Annotated in this window: 16 protein-coding genes and 1 riboswitch; of the genes, 6 read left to right on the top strand and 10 right to left on the bottom strand. The window is 69.9% G+C overall.

Annotation, left to right across the window (positions count from 1 at the left end):
• Nucleotides 1-73 precede the first annotated feature (73 nt).
• The 6 genes from CXQ92_RS13710 to CXQ92_RS13685 all read right to left on the bottom strand — a co-directional run bounded on the left by CXQ92_RS13710 (nucleotide 74) and on the right by CXQ92_RS13685 (nucleotide 6,860).
• A complete protein-coding gene (locus tag CXQ92_RS13710) occupies nucleotides 74-1,867 on the bottom strand; it encodes an ABC transporter permease subunit (protein WP_258069949.1) in 1,794 nt (597 codons plus the stop codon).
• Nucleotides 1,864-3,390, bottom strand: coding sequence for an ABC transporter substrate-binding protein (locus CXQ92_RS13705; RefSeq protein ID WP_104168334.1), 1,527 nt, complete (start codon nucleotides 3,388-3,390; stop codon nucleotides 1,864-1,866). The genes CXQ92_RS13710 and CXQ92_RS13705 overlap by 4 nt, the downstream gene beginning before the upstream one ends.
• Nucleotides 3,387-4,679 (bottom strand): MFS transporter, encoded by a 1,293-nt coding sequence (locus CXQ92_RS13700; RefSeq protein ID WP_258069948.1) that lies wholly within the window; start codon nucleotides 4,677-4,679, stop codon nucleotides 3,387-3,389. The genes CXQ92_RS13705 and CXQ92_RS13700 overlap by 4 nt, the downstream gene beginning before the upstream one ends.
• Before the next feature lie 32 nt (nucleotides 4,680-4,711).
• Nucleotides 4,712-5,515, bottom strand: coding sequence for an ABC transporter ATP-binding protein (locus CXQ92_RS13695; protein WP_104168332.1), 804 nt, complete (start codon nucleotides 5,513-5,515; stop codon nucleotides 4,712-4,714).
• Nucleotides 5,512-6,246 (bottom strand): ATP-binding cassette domain-containing protein, encoded by a 735-nt coding sequence (locus tag CXQ92_RS13690; protein WP_258070008.1) that lies wholly within the window; start codon nucleotides 6,244-6,246, stop codon nucleotides 5,512-5,514. Before CXQ92_RS13690 ends, CXQ92_RS13695 begins: the two co-directional genes overlap by 4 nt.
• 329 nt (nucleotides 6,247-6,575) lie before the next feature.
• Nucleotides 6,576-6,860 (bottom strand): DUF1540 domain-containing protein, encoded by a 285-nt coding sequence (locus CXQ92_RS13685; RefSeq protein WP_104168330.1) that lies wholly within the window; start codon nucleotides 6,858-6,860, stop codon nucleotides 6,576-6,578.
• Nucleotides 6,861-7,050: 190 nt separating this feature from the next.
• Here CXQ92_RS13685 and CXQ92_RS13680 point away from each other — a divergent pair, with 190 nt between their 5' ends.
• Nucleotides 7,051-7,854: a CPBP family intramembrane glutamic endopeptidase gene (locus CXQ92_RS13680; RefSeq protein ID WP_104168329.1), complete on the top strand. Its 804-nt coding sequence runs from the start codon at nucleotides 7,051-7,053 to the stop codon at nucleotides 7,852-7,854.
• 7 nt (nucleotides 7,855-7,861) lie between these two features.
• On the opposite strand, the gene CXQ92_RS13675 is transcribed toward CXQ92_RS13680, so the two are convergent.
• Complete coding sequence (locus CXQ92_RS13675) at nucleotides 7,862-8,503, bottom strand: VOC family protein (RefSeq protein WP_104168328.1); 642 nt, start codon at nucleotides 8,501-8,503, stop codon at nucleotides 7,862-7,864.
• Between the two features lie 177 nt (nucleotides 8,504-8,680).
• Nucleotides 8,681-8,796, top strand: a riboswitch (SAM riboswitch).
• A gap of 80 nt (nucleotides 8,797-8,876) precedes the next feature.
• On the opposite strand from CXQ92_RS13675, the gene CXQ92_RS13670 reads away from it, so the two are divergent.
• The 3 genes from CXQ92_RS13670 (at nucleotide 8,877) to CXQ92_RS13660 (ending at nucleotide 11,699) form a co-directional block, all read left to right on the top strand.
• Nucleotides 8,877-10,193: a bifunctional o-acetylhomoserine/o-acetylserine sulfhydrylase gene (locus CXQ92_RS13670; protein WP_104168327.1), complete on the top strand. Its 1,317-nt coding sequence runs from the start codon at nucleotides 8,877-8,879 to the stop codon at nucleotides 10,191-10,193.
• A gap of 6 nt (nucleotides 10,194-10,199) precedes the next feature.
• Nucleotides 10,200-11,342: a homoserine O-acetyltransferase gene (locus CXQ92_RS13665; RefSeq protein ID WP_258069947.1), complete on the top strand. Its 1,143-nt coding sequence runs from the start codon at nucleotides 10,200-10,202 to the stop codon at nucleotides 11,340-11,342.
• A 114-nt stretch (nucleotides 11,343-11,456) separates the two neighbouring features.
• Nucleotides 11,457-11,699 carry a hypothetical protein gene (locus CXQ92_RS13660; RefSeq protein WP_104168794.1) on the top strand — a complete coding sequence of 81 codons (243 nt, stop codon included), beginning with the start codon at nucleotides 11,457-11,459 and terminating at the stop codon, nucleotides 11,697-11,699.
• Nucleotides 11,700-11,811: 112 nt separating this feature from the next.
• Here the strand turns inward: CXQ92_RS13660 and CXQ92_RS13655 are convergent, their stop codons facing one another.
• On the bottom strand, nucleotides 11,812-12,630 hold the full coding sequence (locus CXQ92_RS13655) for an SGNH/GDSL hydrolase family protein (protein ID WP_258070007.1): 819 nt from the start codon (nucleotides 12,628-12,630) through the stop codon (nucleotides 11,812-11,814).
• A 139-nt stretch (nucleotides 12,631-12,769) separates the two neighbouring features.
• Here CXQ92_RS13655 and CXQ92_RS13650 point away from each other — a divergent pair, with 139 nt between their 5' ends.
• Nucleotides 12,770-13,450 (top strand): alpha/beta hydrolase, encoded by a 681-nt coding sequence (locus CXQ92_RS13650; protein WP_104168325.1) that lies wholly within the window; start codon nucleotides 12,770-12,772, stop codon nucleotides 13,448-13,450.
• Nucleotides 13,451-13,469: 19 nt separating this feature from the next.
• Here CXQ92_RS13650 and CXQ92_RS13645 read toward each other — a convergent pair whose 3' ends face one another.
• Nucleotides 13,470-13,706: an RNA-binding S4 domain-containing protein gene (locus tag CXQ92_RS13645; RefSeq protein WP_104168324.1), complete on the bottom strand. Its 237-nt coding sequence runs from the start codon at nucleotides 13,704-13,706 to the stop codon at nucleotides 13,470-13,472.
• A gap of 40 nt (nucleotides 13,707-13,746) precedes the next feature.
• On the opposite strand from CXQ92_RS13645, the gene CXQ92_RS13640 reads away from it, so the two are divergent.
• Entirely contained in the window at nucleotides 13,747-14,709 is a 963-nt protein-coding gene (locus CXQ92_RS13640; RefSeq protein WP_104168323.1) for a DMT family transporter, read from the top strand.
• 89 nt (nucleotides 14,710-14,798) lie between these two features.
• On the opposite strand, the gene CXQ92_RS13635 is transcribed toward CXQ92_RS13640, so the two are convergent.
• Nucleotides 14,799-16,421: a M28 family peptidase gene (locus CXQ92_RS13635; RefSeq protein ID WP_104168322.1), complete on the bottom strand. Its 1,623-nt coding sequence runs from the start codon at nucleotides 16,419-16,421 to the stop codon at nucleotides 14,799-14,801.
• Between the last annotated feature and the right edge of the window lie 126 nt (nucleotides 16,422-16,547).

Raw genomic sequence — 16,547 nt, 5'->3', positions numbered from 1 at the left:
TGAACGCGTATGCATCCGACCATGCACGTAGGAAAAAGGGGCCCTCGTCCTCTGAGCCGGTGGGTCACCGGGATCAGGCTGCTACGGGTGCGCCGTCCTCGATGGCCGCCCTCGTCCGGCGGCGTGGGGTTGGGGGGAGGGTGAGCCCGGACGTCGAGACGGCCAGGGCGGACGCGAGGATCAGGGCCGAGGCCGGAGCGAGAACCGTCCAGGGCGCCCGTTCGACGTAGGCCATGCCTTCGGCGAGCACCAGGCCCCAGTCGGGGCTGGGCGGGTTGGCTCCGAGTCCGAGGAAGCCCAGCGCCGCGAGGGCGAGGGCCGTTCCGGGGAGGCGGAGCATCGCGTGCCGGACCAGGGGTCCGAGGATGTGCGGGAGGATGTGCCGGAGCAGGATCCGGGCCGGCCCGACGCCGAGGACCGGGAGGACGGTGACGAAGGGCAGGCTGCGGGCCTGCAGGGTCAGGGCGGAGGTGTGCGCTGCCAGGGGCGCCCAGCTCACCAGGGCGACAGCGAGGGCGGCGCCTCCAATGGATGCCCCGGAGATCGCGGCGACGATGATCCCCGCGATGACGGGAGGGGCGGCGTTGGCGACCTCGAGCGGCCCTGTTCCCAGGCGTGGCAGGGAACCGATCAGGATGCCGATCAGCAGGGACACGAGGACGACGACGAGGGCGGTGCCCACGGTGGTCACGGTGCCGTGTCCTACGCGGGCGAGCAGGTCGCGGCCGCTGGCATCGGCCCCGAACGGTAGAGCCCAGCTCGGCGGGGCGAGGCGCGGGTGGGCTGAGGCGAACGGGTCGCGGAGGATCCCGGCGATGGTGATCAGGCCGAGCAGTGTCGCTGCCCCGAGGGGCACGGCGAGGTCCCGCCGGTGGAAGACGGGAGGGACGACGGCGACGGGGATCACGCCCAGCCGTCCGGCCGGCCCGAGGAGCGCCGTGCGGATCAGTGCCGCGGCGATGCCGGCCATGATCGCGAGGACGAGGAGGGCGAGGACGCCGGCCTGCAGCACGGGGATGTCCTGCGACGTGGCGGCACCGAGGGTGGCCCTGCCGATTCCGGGGATGGCGAAGACCCGTTCGACGGCGACCGCCCCGCCGGTGAGCCCGACGACGACCAGGGCCGCCTGGCTGGAGACTGTCGGTAACGCCCGCCGCAGGAGACCGGCAGCGATCTGGCGGCGAGAAAAACCGGCCGACAGCCACGCGGGCACCCACTGTTCATCGCCGGCGGAGCTGATGGCGTCGGCCAGGAGTTTGCCCATCAGCCCTCCGGCCGGCAGGCCCAGGGCGAGGGACGGCAGGACCGCGTAGTGCAGTCCCAGCCACCCCGACGGCGGGAACCAGCGTAACCAGACCGCGCCGATGACCAGGAACAGGGAGGCCAGCAGGAAATCGGGCAGGGAGGTCGCCGTCGTCGCGAGGAGCCCGGCCCCTCGCCGCCGCTCACCCCGGGAGCCGCGCAGGAGCGAGGGGAGTGCGAACAACCCGGCAATCAGCAGTGCGATCACACCGGCGCAGATCATGAGCGTCACGGACACAGCGAGGGCTGTGAGGGTTCCCGGCAGCACCGGGGAGTGGGAGATCCAGGATCGGCCGAAGTCCCCGGTGAGGATCCCGGCGAACCAGTCGAGGAAGACCAGGATCGGGCCCCGGTCCAGGCCGAGTTCGGCACGGACCATCGCCAATGCCGCCGGTGTTGCTTCCAGGTCGGTGTACCGGGCGCGCAGGACCGTGTATTCAGGGCTTTGTCCGGAGAGCCAGGGCAGCATCCCGATCACCATGATGACGGCGAGCAGGGCCCCCGCCCGGGACAGGCCGACCAGGATGGCACTGGCCGGGAATGCCCTGGGAGGGAAACGCGTCACTGCTCGACGTGGGTGTCGCCGGTCACCAGCGACCGCTCCCGGGGGTCCCGGGCCGCGCCGTCCACGCCTGCCGCTTCGCCCTGGATGACGCGCTCGTGCAGCATCGGGATCGCGGCATCCCGAGCAAGGATCTCCGCCTCGGCGGCGATGATCGCCTCCCGCCGTTCGGCGCCCGCCGGGGTGGCGGCGGCTTTCTGCAGGGCGTCGTCGACGGCCGGGTCGCAGAACTGGGAGATGTTGAAGGACCCTTCGCAGGCGAAGTCGCTGTACATGTAGGCCACGGGATCCCCGGAGTCGAGGACGGTGGCCCGGGAGAGGATGAAGGCGTCGAAGGCCCCGTCCAGGGCGTCGGCCTCGATGAACTGGTACTCGCGCACGTCCTGCTCGACGACGAAGCCGGCGGTTTCGAGCTGCTGCTCGAGTTGCACGGCGACCTCGGGGAGTTCGGCACGATCCGTGAACGTGCCCAGGCTGATCCGCACCCCGTCGACCGGTGCCGGCTCGGGCCGGCCCTCGAGAATTCCCTGGTAGGCGTCGTCGCGTTCCTCCGCGGCCCAGGGCAGGGCGGGGCCGAGGAGTCCTTCGGCGACGTCCGCACGGCCCTCGTACACGTTCGCGACGATGGTCGCCCGGTCGATGGCCTCCCGGGCGGCGGCACGCACGGCGGGGTCCGCGAACGGGCCCGATTCCGTGTTCAGGTACAGGGTGTTCGTGCGCGGCATCGGTACCTCGAAGACCAAGTCCTCGTCGATCTGCGCGACCTGGCTGACCGGGATGGACTCGACGACGTCAGCGGTGCCTGCACGCAGGGCCGCGGCGCGGGCGGTGCCGTCCGGCACGAACTGGACGTCGATGCCGGACGAGGCAGCGAGTTCCCCCCAGTAGTCCTCGTTCCGGTCCAGGGTCGCACTGGAGGTGCCGTCCACCGCAGTGAGGACGAACGGGCCGGTGCCGGTACCCAGCGAGTCAACGGTGTCGCCGTCGTAGGCGCTGGCGGCCAGGATGGAGAGTTGGGGGCTGGACAGGCGCTGCGGCACGAGCGGGTCCTCGACCGCCGTTGTGACGGTCACCGTCATCCCATCGGTGGCCGCAGCGGCCAGGTCGACGCCGTCCAGGATCCGCGGGGTGGGTGACGCGCCCGCGGCCGCGGTCAGGGAGCGGGCGACGTCCTCGGCGGTCAGCGGGGTGCCGTCGTGGAAGCGCACCCCGTCGCGGATGGTGAACGTCCATTCCGTCGCAGCGGTCTGTTCCCACTCCGACGCCAGGGAGGGCTGGGCCTCTCCCAGGTCATCGAGAATGACGAGCGTCTCGGCTGCGGACCAGCGTGAGAGCTTGAACGCATCGTCGCTGAGCGGGGTGAGGCCCGAGCGGGGTGGCTGCATATGGACGATCGAAAGACGGCCGCCATCTGCCTCGTCCGTAGCAGGGGCCGACTCGGAAGGCCCGGTCGAGAAGCAGCTCGTCAGGGCCAGGCAACTGATGGTCGAGACAGCGACAAGGGCAAGGGAGTGGCGGTGGGTCATGACTGAACCTTCTGATCGGTAACGGACGGAAGAACGGACGGAAGAACGGGACGTGCAGGACGTCCGGGATGCACGGAGGTGGCGGGAAGGAAGCGGGGAAGCAGCGTCGCGCTGACGAGGGCCAGGAGGATGAGGAGCACCCAGCTGGAGGTGCTGCCGAGGGTGTCGCGGAGGACACCGGTCAGGCCGTTACCTATCAGCACGGCGATGCCACCGCAGCTGGCGAGGAGGCCGTAGTAGGCGCCCAAGGGCCGGTGGCCTGCGAACCGGTGGACCTGCTGCAGCCCGGCGGGTCCGACGAGCATGTGCCCCAGGCTGAGAAGCGTGACGAGTGCGACCGGTCCGGTCAGGACGGGAAGCCCTGGCACCAGATGCAGTCCGGCACTTCCGAGGAGGACGATCGCCGCGAATCCCGCCGCGATGCAGGTGAAGCCGGCGCGCAGAGCAGCAGCCGGGCCGAGGCGGGTTGCCAGGGCGGACATCGGCAGCTGCAACGCGATGGTCAGGGCCGAGGCAACGGCGAACAGGATGGCCAGTGTCCCGGCGCCGCCTCGACCCAGTTCGAGCGGGAGGGCGAAGTACAGCTGGTTGTAGGCCAGCAGGTTCACGCCGAACAGCGCGGCGAAGAGGATGAACCGGCGATCCTCCAGGCAGGCGAAGGCACCGCGTATCCCTGAGTTGTCAGGCTCGGGGTCGGCACCGTTCCCGGTCGAGCCGGCGTGGTGTGGCAGGAGGAGCCACAGCGCCATGCCGACGATGAGGAAGAGGCCCCCGGCCGATACTGCGACCACGGGAAACCCGAAGGACAGAAGACCGAGGCCGATGAGGGGCCCGGCGACAGCGCCGACCTCCCCGAACAGCACGAGCCAGGCGAACACGTTCCGCGGCGGGGTGCCTTGTCCTCCGCTGTCTGTCGTGGTCGCTGAGGTGCGGGCACGATCGAGCGTGCCGACGAGCCCTTCGATGGCCGGTGAGAAGAAAGCACCGCCAACACCAGTGAGCACGGCGCTGAGCAGGAAGGGCCAGAAGCTGTCGGAGGCCGCGAGCCCGAAGTATCCGGCGGCGCGGATGGCGCAGCCGGTGAGGATGCTGCGGCGTGGCCCCCAACGGTCGGCGATGACCCCGCCGAGGAGGAACATGCCCTGCTGGCTGAAGGTCCGCGCACCCAGGACGAGGCCGACCGCCGCGGCGCCAAGACCGAGGTCCTCGCTCATGACGAGGGCGAGGAAGGGGACGACCGCGTAGAAACCGATGTTGAACACCAGCTGGGTGGGCAGAAGCAAGGACACCGAGGTGGGGGTCCTCGGAGGAAAGGAGGGGGTCATCGAGGAACAGCACCCCGGGACAGTCGTGCGGCATTGAGTGCGCGGGTCGCCTCGTGCTGCGGATCATCGAGGATCCGCTCGGTGGGTCCTTCTTCCACGATCCGGCCGTCGGCGAGGACCGCGGTCCTGGCGCACACGGCGGCGATCGCGTCGAGGTCATGGGAGACGAACAGCAGCCCCATCCCCTGATCGCTGATCAGCATCTTCAGGACATCGAGCACCTGGTTGCGTAACGGCAGGTCCAGCCCGCTCACCGGCTCGTCCGCGAGGAGGATCATCGGGGAGACCACGAGGGCGCGGGCGATCGCCACACGCTGGTTCTGCCCGCCGGACAGTTCGGAGGGCCGCTTCCCGGAAGCCGCCGCGGGAAGCTCCACCCGGGACAGTGCGTCGCAGATCCGGGTGGTGTGCTGTCCGTCGACGCCGAGGCACACCAGGGGTTCACGCAGGAGCTGGTCGACGGTCATCCTGGGATCGAGACTGCTTGCGGGATCCTGGGGTACGTACTGCACCTGTTGCCGGTACCAGCGGAGCGACTTCAGCGACCCGGTCCGGATCGCCTGGTCCTGCAGGGTCACCGATCCGGAGTCCGGTGTCTCGAGGGCCAGCAGTGTGCGCAGAAGCGTCGACTTCCCGGAGCCGGAGCTGCCGACAAGTCCCATGCTGCTGCCGCTGGAGACCTGCAGCGACACCCCGTGAAGGATGCCCGTGGGCACACTCCTGCTGAAGGACCGCCCGGGCCGCGACAGGGAGAGCCGTAGTTCCCGTGCCGTGAGCGTCCCGGTAGGAGTGGAAGTCATGCGGCCGTGATGCTTTCCCCGCCGGGCGCATGCCGTACGGACTGCATCAGCGCATGCGCGGTACTGCCGGCGAGGTCGACGAAGGAACCCTCACCGACGACCATCCCGTCATCGATGACCACTGCCCGGGAACACAGGGAAGCGGCCGCCGGGACGTCATGGGTGATGAGCAGGATGCCGGTGCCGGCTCGGGCTGCTGTCCGCAACGCCGAGAGCACGAGCTGCTGTGACACGACGTCGAGGGCCGTCGTCGGTTCATCCGCAACCAGGAACGAGGCACGACAGGCCAGCGCCTGAACGATGCAGACGCGTTGCCTCTGTCCGCCGGAGAGTTCCATCGGGAAGCTTCGCAGGACCCGCAGTGGGTCGGCGAAACCGACCTCCTCGAGCATCGACGCAACACGGCCGGTCGCCGCTTCCCGGGTCGTGGCGGCACCTGATCGAAGGAGAACGGGCACGAGTTGCCGATCGATCCGCACCAACGGATGAAGAGCAGTCAGGGAGTCCTGACGCACCGCGGCCACCTCCGGGCGGAGCCTCGTGGCAGGACGAACGTCCCGACCCCGAATTTCCAAGCGACCGGTGACGTGTGCGCTTCCCGGGAGTGATCCCGTGATGGCCGCGGCAGTCATCGACTTGCCCGACCCGGAAGCCCCGATCACGGCCACTGCTTCACCAGGAGCAACCGCCAGGGTTACATCCCTGATGATCCACCGGTCCCCGATCCGCACGGACAGACCACTGAGGGCAAGATCCACCCCACACCCACCCTCCCGTTATTGACTACCGTTCTCACCAACGGTAACGGGATGAGTATGGTTCTCAAAACCGGGTCAGTCACTCGAGCCGGATAGCGTCCTGCCTCGGACACCAGCGACCTGCCTGCAGACGGCCACCGCGTCAACGACAGGAGGAATCCACCTGGTGCCGGCTCGTGGCGGGATGGGCACGGCAGGCAGAGCGGGTGCGGCCATCGGACAATTCCTGCGGGACAGGCGCGAGGGGTCAGGCACGCCGCCGCAGTGATGGGACTGACCGAGTTGCCGGATGGTGATTCGCGCTACCGGTGGCTGTAGGTGAGGCAGTCGGCGTTGTCGGGTCCTGGGCCAACGCGGACTTCGGGCGCGTTGCACATCAGATGATCGTTGTGGGCGCATTCGGTGCGCTGGCACGCTCCGACGCCGGCCAGGACCTTGGGCAGGCCGCCGTGGACACCGATGTCGATGAAGGTGGCGCACGCTGCGTGGTCCTCTTCTCCGCCTACTGTGATGGCGGCTGCGTTGCAATGGGAATGGTCGTTGAAGGAACAACTGGCGACGCTGCATTCTGCAACTTGTGTGCTCATGACGAAGGTCCTCCCTGGTTCAGCTGCCCGGCCGGGCTGCATCCTGCGTCCACGGTAGGCCTGATGGAGGCGATCAAAAAGACCCAATCGGGTGACGTAATCCGCGGCTCCGGGTGGCGCATCTCTATCGCCTGACCGACGACGACGGGATCCGGGGACAGGCTGTCCTTCCCGCTGGCAGGATAGCGTCATGACTGCCGAGTCCTCGTCCTCCACCGTCCCGTCCGCAGCGGGAGGTTCCGTGGATCCGCTCCCGAGGCGGCGGATCACCGCAGAACTGCTGATCGTCTTCGGGCTCTCCCTGGGGCAGTCCGGCGTGTACGCCGTCGTGAGCCTCGCGGACAAGCTCACGCGGGGACCCCTCGCGGGCCAGACCACCACCCTGAACCCGGTGCTGAACGAGCGCGAGTACTTCGACCTCGCCTACCAGCTCCTGGACATCCTCTTCGCGCTGATGCCCGTGGCCCTGGTCCTGTTCCTGCTCAGCGGTCCCGGCGTCTCGGCCGTCCGGCGCCTGGGCCTCACCTTCGAGCAGCCGCTGCGCACCGTCGGTTTCGGGGTGGGGCTCGCCGCGATCATCGCCGTCGGCACGCTCGGGGTGTACGCGGGAGGCCGCGCGCTCGGCATCACGACGGCGCTCGTGCCGGCCGCGCTCGACGACTACTGGTGGACTATCCCGGTGCTCGTGCTGTCCGCGCTCCGGCATGCGGTGCTTGAGGAGGTCATCGTGGTCGGGTACCTGTTCATCCGCCTGCGGGACCTCGGCTGGTCCACCCCCCCAATCATCATCACGAGTGCCCTCATCCGGGGCAGTTACCACCTCTACCAGGGGTTCGGGCCGTTCATCGGGAACGTGCTGATGGGCCTGCTGTTCGCCTGGTTCTACACGCGGACACGGCGGGTCATGCCGCTCGTGATCGCCCACGCGCTCATCGACATCACGGGCTTCGTCGGCTACGCCCTGCTCGGGCCGGCCCTGGGGATCGGCACGTGACCGGAGCCTAGATCTCGACGCGACCGCTGTCGGTCTCGAACGTCACCGACATGACCCCGGGCGTCCCGTTGGGGGCGATCCACTGGACCTGCACGCCGTCGAGCGTCCTCTCGACGTCCGTCCCGAGCCAGTCGGTCACCCGCTCGGACGAGCCGGCGATGGTGAGGCAGTCCAGCTTCACCGAGGCGGGGCGGGCCTTCGAGGGGTGGAGGTCCTCCGTGCCGTCGTCCCAGCGGAGCAGGTAGGGGACCTGGGGGTCCGCGATGAGTCCCTTGATGCCGATCTGCTGCCAGGTGAGCTCCTGGCCGTCCGGGAACTTCCGGTTGCCGGGCACCGCGCTGCGCCCGAGGCGCTCCTCGAACGGTGCCAGATCGTCGACGGCGACGCACCAGCCCATCCAGCCTCCGCCGGCCTCGGAGCGGGCGCGGACGGCCTGGCCGAACGGAGCCTTGTCCGACGCCGGGTGGTTCAGCACCTCGACGACCTCCAGATACTGGCCGTTGACCAGAGGGAAGATCATGTTGCGGGTGCCGAAGCGGGGGTGCACACCACCCTTCACCGGCTCCACGCCGAGCTTGGCCGAGATTCGATCGGCCGTCGCGGCAAGTCCATCGGGTTCGCAGGCATAAGATACATGGTCCAGGCGCATGCGGCTATCTTGGCACTAAGTGATCTGGGTCTCGACTAAGGCTTGCCTTACTCCCGGGAGCGTGTCCTGGGAGCCGATCGGGAGCCGACGTCGGGCGTACCGGGAGCGTGCCCTCGGGCGGCTTCACGGAGGGTCACACGGTTGCCGGATCCGCCCGGATCGGTTTACATGAATGCAGGTCATGAGTGCCAGCACACAGCCCCGGCTTGCTGGCCGGCAACCCTCCAACCGCGGTGGGGTGCCCCGGGTGAAGACCAGGTCCGGCGCCCATCGGCGCCGTTCAAGCGCGGGCTCCTGCGGGGTCCGGTCTCCCGGAGCGGCGTCCACCGGCCGGAGCATCGGACAGGCGGAGCCCCTGATCAGAGGGAACACCATGTCCAACGATTGGTCCTTTGAAACACGCCAGATCCACGCCGGCCAGGTGCCGGATGCCACCACAGGGGCGCGTGCGCTCCCCATCTACCAGACGACGTCGTTCGTCTTCCCGAGCGCGGAGAGCGCCGCGAACCGGTTCGCGCTGACCGAACTCGAGCCCATCTACACGCGGATCGGCAACCCGACCCAGGAGGTCGTGGAGACCCGCATCGCGAGCCTCGAAGGCGGCGTCGGCGCGCTCCTGCTGGCCTCCGGCCAGGCCGCCGAGACGTTCGCCGTGCTGAACATCGCGGAGGCGGGGGACCACATCGTGGCCAGCCCCAGCCTCTACGGCGGCACCTACAACCTCTTCAAGCACACGCTGAAGAAGTTCGGGATCGAGACCACGTTCGTCGAGGACCCGGACGACCTCGGGCAGTGGCGCGCGGCACTCCGGCCGAACACCAAGCTCTTCTTCGGCGAGGTGGTCTCCAATCCGCGGCAGGACGTCCTCGACATCGAGGGCATCAGCGCCGTCGCCCACGAGCACGGCATCCCGCTGATCGTCGACAACACGCTGTCCACGCCGTACCTGATCCGGCCCATCGAATGGGGAGCGGACATCGTGGTGCACTCGGCCACCAAGTACCTCGGCGGGCACGGCAACGCCATCGCCGGGGTCATCGTGGACTCGGGCAACTTCGACTTCGCGCAGGACCCCGAACGGTTCCCGGGCTTCAACACGCCGGACGAGAGCTATCAGGGGCTCGTGTACGCCCGCGATCTCGGGGTGGGCAGTGCGCTGGGCGCCAACCTCGCCTACATCCTCAAGGCCCGCGTCCAGCTGCTCCGCGATCTCGGCTCTGCCGTCTCCCCGTTCAACGCCTTCCTGATCGCCCAGGGACTGGAGACCCTCAGCCTGCGCATGGAACGCCACGTGCAGAACGCGCAGGCGGTCGCCGAGTGGCTGGAGGGGCACGACGACGTCGAGCGCGTCACCTACGCGGGGCTCTCCTCGAGTCCGTGGTACGAGCGCGGGAGGAAGTACGGACCCAACGGCACGGGGGCGATCGTGAGCTTCGACATCGCCGGAGGGCTGGAGGCGGGGAAGCGCTTCGTCGACGGCCTCGAACTGCACTCGCACGTCGCGAACGTGGGCGACGTCCGCTCGCTGGTCATCCACCCCGCGTCCACGACGCACAGCCAGCTCGGGGCGGAGGCGCAGCTCACCGCGGGCGTCCGGCCTGGCCTGGTGCGGCTGTCCGTCGGCGTCGAGAACATCACCGACATCCTCGCCGATCTGGATGCGGGCTTCCGCGCCGCCAAGGGAGCCTGACCGTTCGTGACCACGTACCCTCCTGCTCCGCTGCCCGCATGGACCGACGACGCACCTCCTCAGGGGGACGGGCTGCTCCGTGTCGCGTCGATCGGGCCGCTGGTCCTCGAGACCGGGGGTGAGCTGCCCGACGTCCAGTTGGCGTTCGAGACCTGGGGCCGGCTGGACCGGGACGGCTCCAACGCCGTCCTCGTGCAGCACGCCCTGACCGGCAGCTCGCACGTGGCCCGTGGCGCCTCGGAGGAGGAGGGCTGGTGGGACTCGCTCGTGGGCCCCGGCCGCACGGTGGACACCGACCGCTACTTCGTGGTGGCCGTCAACATGCTGGGAGGCTGCTACGGCTCGACGGGGCCGGCCAGCCTGGCACCCGACGGCGAACCCTGGGGTGCGCGGTTCCCCTTCGTCACCATCCGCGACGCCGTCCGCGCGGAGGGCCTGCTCGCCGACCAGCTCGGTATCCGGCGCTGGCACTCCGTGCTCGGCGGGTCGATGGGCGGCGCCCGGGCCCTCGAATGGGCACTCATGTACCCGCAGCGGGTGGAGCGGTGCGCCGTCATCGCCTGCACTGCCGCCAGTTCGGCCGAACAGATAGCGTTCGCCCAGGCACAGCTGCAGGCCATCCGGCTCGACCCCGCCTACCGCGGCGGCGACTACTACGGCGGCCCGCACCCGGAGGCGGGCCTCGGCATCGCGCGGCGGATCGCGCACATCACCTACCGCGCGGAGCAGGAACTGGAAGCACGCTTCGGTCGCGCGGAGCAGGACGCCGAGCAGCCCCTCGGGGCCGTCCTGCCCGCCGACCGGGGCCGCTACCGGGTGGAGAGCTACCTCGACCACCAGGCCGACAAGCTCGTGGACCGTTTCGACGCCAACAGCTACGTGATCCTCACCGAGGCGCTGATGAGCCACGACGCCGCGCGCGATCGCGGAAGCCTGGAAGACGTCCTGGGGGCGGCGACGTCGGAGTTCTTCATCGCCGCGGTGGACACGGACCGCCTGTACTTCCCCTGGCAGTCGCACCGGCTCGCGGCCGGCCTGCCCGGCGATGTCCCCGTCCACATGATCTCCTCGCCCATGGGCCACGACGCCTTCCTCACCCAGATCCACCAGCTCGACCACCAGCTCGGGTCGGCCTTCTACGGCTGGTAGCCGATTCCCCCGGCAAGCACCTAGGCTGGCAGTAAGCCTGCTTAGGAAGTGGTGGCGGGCCCGTCCGGGGCAAGGGTCCCGGACGCATCGATCCGCGACGAAGAGGAGCTGTTCATGGAACTGAGCACCATCGGCTGGAACCAGGAAGCCCGCGACAAGATCCTGCTCGACGCCGACCGCGCGCTGCAGGGTGCGGTCCGGGAGGCCGCGGAGACCATGGACGGGAAGTCCCGCGACGAGGTCTACGAGTTCCTCTTCCAGAAGCTGCAGCCGCAGTTCGTCGACTTCAAGCCCGGGCCGGATCTCAGCGCCTGCGCCGACGCCGTGGCCAACGGCGAGGTCTCGCTCGACGGCTGAGTCCCGGCGGCCGGACCGCCGACGCACGATAGAGCCGACGCACGATGGAGCAGGGATGACCGGGCGGAAGCCCGGTCATCCCTGCCGTCCGGCCGAGGGGCCGCGGCGGGAGCTAGCCCGCGGTGCCCGGCGGCATGCCCGGACCGAAGATGGGCCCGGGCTCGGGACGCTTCGCGATCACGCCGTCGCCGGAGGACTGGTGCCGGAGCCGCCGCAGCACCCAGGGTACGAGGTGCTCGCGCGCCCAGACGAGGTCCTCGGACCGTGCCGTCCGCCAGCTCCGCGCCGGCAGGTCCTTGGGCTGCAGCGGCAGCAGGGTGTGCCGGACGGCGAGGGTGTCGAGCACCATGGCGGCGATGGTGTGGTGCCCGAGGGGGGAGAAGTGCAGCCGGTCCGTGGACCACATCTGCGGATTGGTGAGCTGGCGGAGTGCCCACATGTCGCCGATGACCGCTTCGTGCCGGGCGGCGATGGTGCGCAGGTTCTCGTTGTAGATGGCGGTCCTCGACCGCACGCTCCCGAGGACCGTCTCGCGGACGTCGGGCCCCGTGAGCAGGACGACCGTCGCGCCGGAAGCGCCGAGGGTCCCGACCACCGGGTCGAGCTTCTCGGCGAGCAGGTCCGGGTCCCCGCCACGGCGCAGGAGGTCGTTCCCGCCGGCCGAGATGGTGACGAGGTCCGGGTGGAGGGCCAGGCCGGCGTCCACCTGCTGGTCGATGATCTGCTGCAGCAGGCGCCCGCGCACCGCGAGGTTCGCGTAGGCGAAGTCCGCCTGCCCCCGGGCCAGCTCCTCCGCGGTCCTGTCCGCCCAGCCCCGGTTGCCTCCGATGCTCTCCGGGTTGGGGTCGCCGATGCCCTCGGTGAAGGAGTCCCCCAGCGCCACGTACCGGTGCCACGGATGAGGGTCGGGGTTGAGGCCGGGGTCGACCACCGGACCGTCCTGGACGGGTGCGGCGTCGGGGGGCAGCAGGGTCTCGCCGTCGGAAAGGTTCACCGGGCCATTCTGCAACGGGCCCCGCCCGCGCGCCACCGTACGGCCTCCGCGGGGGAGAGGTGAAAGGATAGGAGCCATGACTGAACCTGCCACCGGCACTGCCGCGCCCTCCACCGACTCCCGGACCCCTGTGGTCCTGTGGTCGAAGCCGGAATCCGAGCGCGGGGGCACGCCCCTGCTCGTCCTGTTCCACGGCTACATGGCCGACGAGCAGGACCTCATGGGCCTCGTCGACCACCTGCCCGCCGATTTCACCGTGGCGTCCGTGCGGGCGCCTTTGGCGGCCGGGCCCGGTTACTCCTGGTTCCCGCTCTCCCGCGAGGCCGACTACTCCGTGGAGCGCGTCGTCGAGAGCGTCACCGCGGTGTCCGGGTGGCTCGACTCCGTCCGCGGGAACCACTCCAGCGTCAGCATCCTCGGCTTCTCCCAGGGCATGGCGGTCGCGACGTCGCTCCTGCGGCACCGGCCCACGGACTTCGCGTGCGTCGTCGGGCTCTCGGGGTTCACCGTGCCGTCGGAGGGCCACGCGTTCTTCCGGGACGACGAGGCCGCGGCGTCGCCCGTGCAGTTCTTCTGGGGACGCGACCAGGAGGACCAGGTCATCATGCCCGAGATGATCGAGGTCACCCACGCCTGGCTGGTGAAGCACACGAAGCTGACGAAGATCCTCTACCCGAACATGTTCCACAGCATCAACCAGCAGGAACTGGCGCACGTCCGGGAGTTCCTCACCATGACGGTCCTCGGCCGCCGCTGACCCGGCCCGGCAGCGAGACTCACGCCCGGGTGCGGCTGATCCGGATCGTCTGCCCGTTGACGCTGACGGTGTCCCCGGCGTGCAGTTGCCGGCCGCGGCGCTCCTCGATCTCGCCGTTCACCTGCACGAGTCCGTTGTCGATCAGCGTCTTGGCCTCGGCGCCGTCCTCCGCGAGCGAGGCGAGCTTCAGCGCCTGCCCCAGCCGGATCATGTCGTCGCGGATGGGCAGTTCGGCGGTGCCTGCGTCGTCGGTCATGCATCCCATCATGCCGGATGCGCCGCACTAGGCTGTACGGGTGCCTGATGCCCCCGTGCTGCCCCCTGCCCTCGGCTTCCCGCTCGCCCTCGTGGCCGGCCTCGCCATCCCCGTCCAGGGCAGGATCAACGGCGCCCTCGGCACGGTGCTCGGCGACGGCATCGCAGCCGCGCTGATCAGCTTCGGCACGGGACTGGTGGTCATGATCGTCCTGACGCTCGCGCTGCCGGGCGCGCGGGCGGGTGCCCTGCAGATCATCCCGTCCGTCCGGGAGCGGCGGTTCCCGCCCTTCTACATCGCCGCCGGGGCCATCGGGGCGTTCTTCGTGTTCTCCCAGTCCCTGACCATCGGGATCCTCGGCGTCGCCCTGTTCACCGTGGCGACCGTCATGGGCCAGTCGCTCAGCGGGCTCCTCGTCGACAAGGCAGGGATCGGGCCCGGCGGCAAGCGCGCCGCGACGCCCATGCGGGTGATCGGCGTCGTCCTGACCGTCCTGTCCGTCATCTGGGCGGTGTCCCCGCGCTTCGGTGCGGCCGGCGACGTCTCGGCCTGGCTGGTCCCGGTCCTGCTCCCCGTCGTGGCCGGAGTGCTCCTGAGTTTCCAGCAGGCCATGAACGGGACGGCGGCGCTCCACTACGGCACGCCGCTCGCGGCCACGCTCATGAACTTCATCGCCGGCACGGCGGTCCTGCTGTCGGCGTGGCTGGTCAAGGTCGCGATTGCCGGACCGGGCAACCCGCTGCCCACCGAGTGGTGGTACTACCTCGGCGGGCCCATGGGATGCATCTTCATCGCGCTGGGGGCGCTGCTCGTGCGCAGCCTCGGCGTCCTGCTCACGGGGCTGTGCATGATCGGCGGCCAGCTCGTGGGCTCGCTCCTCCTGGACCTCGTGGTTCCCGCGCCCGGCACCATCGTGGTGTTCGCCACGGTTGCCGGCACGCTCCTGACCCTCGCGGCGATCATCCTCACCACGCTGCCCTGGCCGCGGCGCGCCCGGGCATAGCGTCCGGCGGTCGGCACAGGGGAGGGCTCCAGCACGCAGCAGGGGCCGGTCCCGGAGGACCGGCCCCTGCCGTGAGCGGTTCGGGTCAGCTAGCGGTCCGCGACCTCGTGGTCGTGGTCGTGCTCCGGGTGGAGCCCGCCGCCACTCTCCGTGCCGCCGCCGAGGGGGTTGCCCTCGAAGCGGTCCTTCGCGCCCTTGCCCTTCACGGGGGCGCCGGCGCCGTTCACGTCCGCCGTGCTCATGGCGTAGGTGATCGTGAGATGGGCGACGGCGTCGCTCATCTGGTCGAGGGCCTCGATGCTGAGGTTGTCGGTGTCGTCACACGCCGCGTGGTAGCACGCGTCGTAGGGGGCACCCGCTTCCCCGCCGAAGAGCTCTGCCTGCTCGGCGGTCTTGATGCCCTCGGCACCCGTGAACAGTCCGCCGGCCGGGATGCCCTCGGCGATGAACGGCCCGTAGTCGCTGCGGCCGCTGAACGCGGTCTCACCGGACGCCAGGCCCACCGAGGCGAAGTAGTTATGGAAGTCCTGCTCGATCTGCCCGGAACCGGCAGGCCCCGCTGCGGCGCCCGGGCCGACGGGGAAGGCCGAGTTGTCGCCGTCGTACACGAAGCGCCCGAAGTTCGGGGAGCCGATCATGTCGAAGTTGAGGTACAGGCCCACGGAGTCCAGCTGGTCCTTCGCCACGAGATCGGCCACGTAGTGTTCGGAGCCGAGCAGGCCTTCCTCCTCCGCGCCCCACCAGGCGAAGCGGACCTTGTTCGCGGGCTTGACCTTGCTCATGCCCTCGGCGACGGCGAGGATGCCGGCGCTGCCCGTCCCGTTGTCGTTGATGCCCGGGCCGGCGAGCACGCTGTCCAGGTGCGCGCCGATCATGACGACGTTGTCCGGGTTGCCGGTGGCCGTCTCGGCGATCACGTTGTACGTCTCGCGGTTCTCGGAGATGGTGTCGACGGCCACCCTGCCGCTGACGCCCTCTCCGAGAAGGGCCTCGCCGGCCGCGTAGCTCGCCCCGACGACGGGGATGCGGACGAGGTCGGGTGCCCCGAGCGTCCCGGCCACGGGGCCGGTGTTCGCCCCCACCCCGGTGTTGAAGATGATGACGGCGCTGGCGCCCGCCGCCTCGGCGTTGGCGGCCTTGACCGCGAAGGTGCAGCTGCCGCGCTGTACGAGCGCGATGGCGTCGTCCGGGAACCCGGCGAAATCGGAGACCTCGCAGCCGCTCGTGCCCGTGGCGCTCGCCGCACCGGTCGTGTCGACGGCCCTGATGGCTCCGGAGACGTCGCCGGCGCCGGAGTAGGTCATCGTGGCCACGTCGTCGGGGCCGTAGGTGACGTCGTTCGGCGCGGTCTGCTCCAGGACGGCAGGGCTCAGTTCGGCGAAGAAGGGGAAGGTGAAGGGCTGGACGGTGGGCGTGTAGCCCGCCGCGGTCAGCTTGCCCACGATGTAGTCGACCGAGTCCGAGTAGCCCTCGGTGCCGGACGCCCGGGTGTCACCGTTGGCCTCGGCGATGGCGTCCAGGGCGGTGAGGTGACCCACCACCTTCTCCACCGTGACGGCGGTCCGGAGCTTCTTGGAGGAGTTGTTGTTGCTGTTGTCGAAGGTCGGGGCGGCATTGGCCGCGAAGCTGCCGCTGGCGACGAGGGCGACAGTGCCCGCGAGTGCCAGCGCCGAGCGCCCGAGGCGGGCGCGCGGCGGTAGGGATAGGGTCATGGGATTCCTCAGGATGCGAGCGCCCGGTCCGTCCGGGCTCAAGTGACATGGATCACACGTCACCGTGGGTTCAACCTAGGAACACTTCGGGTGTCGCGTCAAGGTCCGGCGGGTCCCGGTGCGGGC

This window comes from Arthrobacter sp. SX1312, assembly GCF_002929295.1.
GTDB lineage: Bacteria > Actinomycetota > Actinomycetes > Actinomycetales > Micrococcaceae > Arthrobacter_D.
Note: the sequence above shows the minus strand (reverse complement) of the source record. Positions and strands in the feature narration are given on the sequence as shown.

Bases quoted from the DNA above. Each gene is read 5' to 3' on its own strand.
- CXQ92_RS13705 (WP_104168334.1), bottom strand. From the start codon at position 3,390: ATGACCCACCGCCACTCCCTTGCCCTTGTCGCTGTCTCGACCATCAGT.
- CXQ92_RS13675 (WP_104168328.1), bottom strand. From the start codon at position 8,503: ATGCGCCTGGACCATGTATCTTATGCCTGCGAACCCGATGGACTTGCC.
- CXQ92_RS13645 (WP_104168324.1), bottom strand. From the start codon at position 13,706: ATGACCGACGACGCAGGCACCGCCGAACTGCCCATCCGCGACGACATG.
- CXQ92_RS13670 (WP_104168327.1), top strand. From the start codon at position 8,877: ATGTCCAACGATTGGTCCTTTGAAACACGCCAGATCCACGCCGGCCAG.
- CXQ92_RS13660 (WP_104168794.1), top strand. From the start codon at position 11,457: ATGGAACTGAGCACCATCGGCTGGAACCAGGAAGCCCGCGACAAGATC.
- CXQ92_RS13695 (WP_104168332.1), bottom strand. From the start codon at position 5,515: ATGACTTCCACTCCTACCGGGACGCTCACGGCACGGGAACTACGGCTC.
- CXQ92_RS13635 (WP_104168322.1), bottom strand. From the start codon at position 16,421: ATGACCCTATCCCTACCGCCGCGCGCCCGCCTCGGGCGCTCGGCGCTG.
- CXQ92_RS13650 (WP_104168325.1), top strand. From the start codon at position 12,770: ATGACTGAACCTGCCACCGGCACTGCCGCGCCCTCCACCGACTCCCGG.
- CXQ92_RS13680 (WP_104168329.1), top strand. From the start codon at position 7,051: ATGACTGCCGAGTCCTCGTCCTCCACCGTCCCGTCCGCAGCGGGAGGT.
- CXQ92_RS13685 (WP_104168330.1), bottom strand. From the start codon at position 6,860: ATGAGCACACAAGTTGCAGAATGCAGCGTCGCCAGTTGTTCCTTCAAC.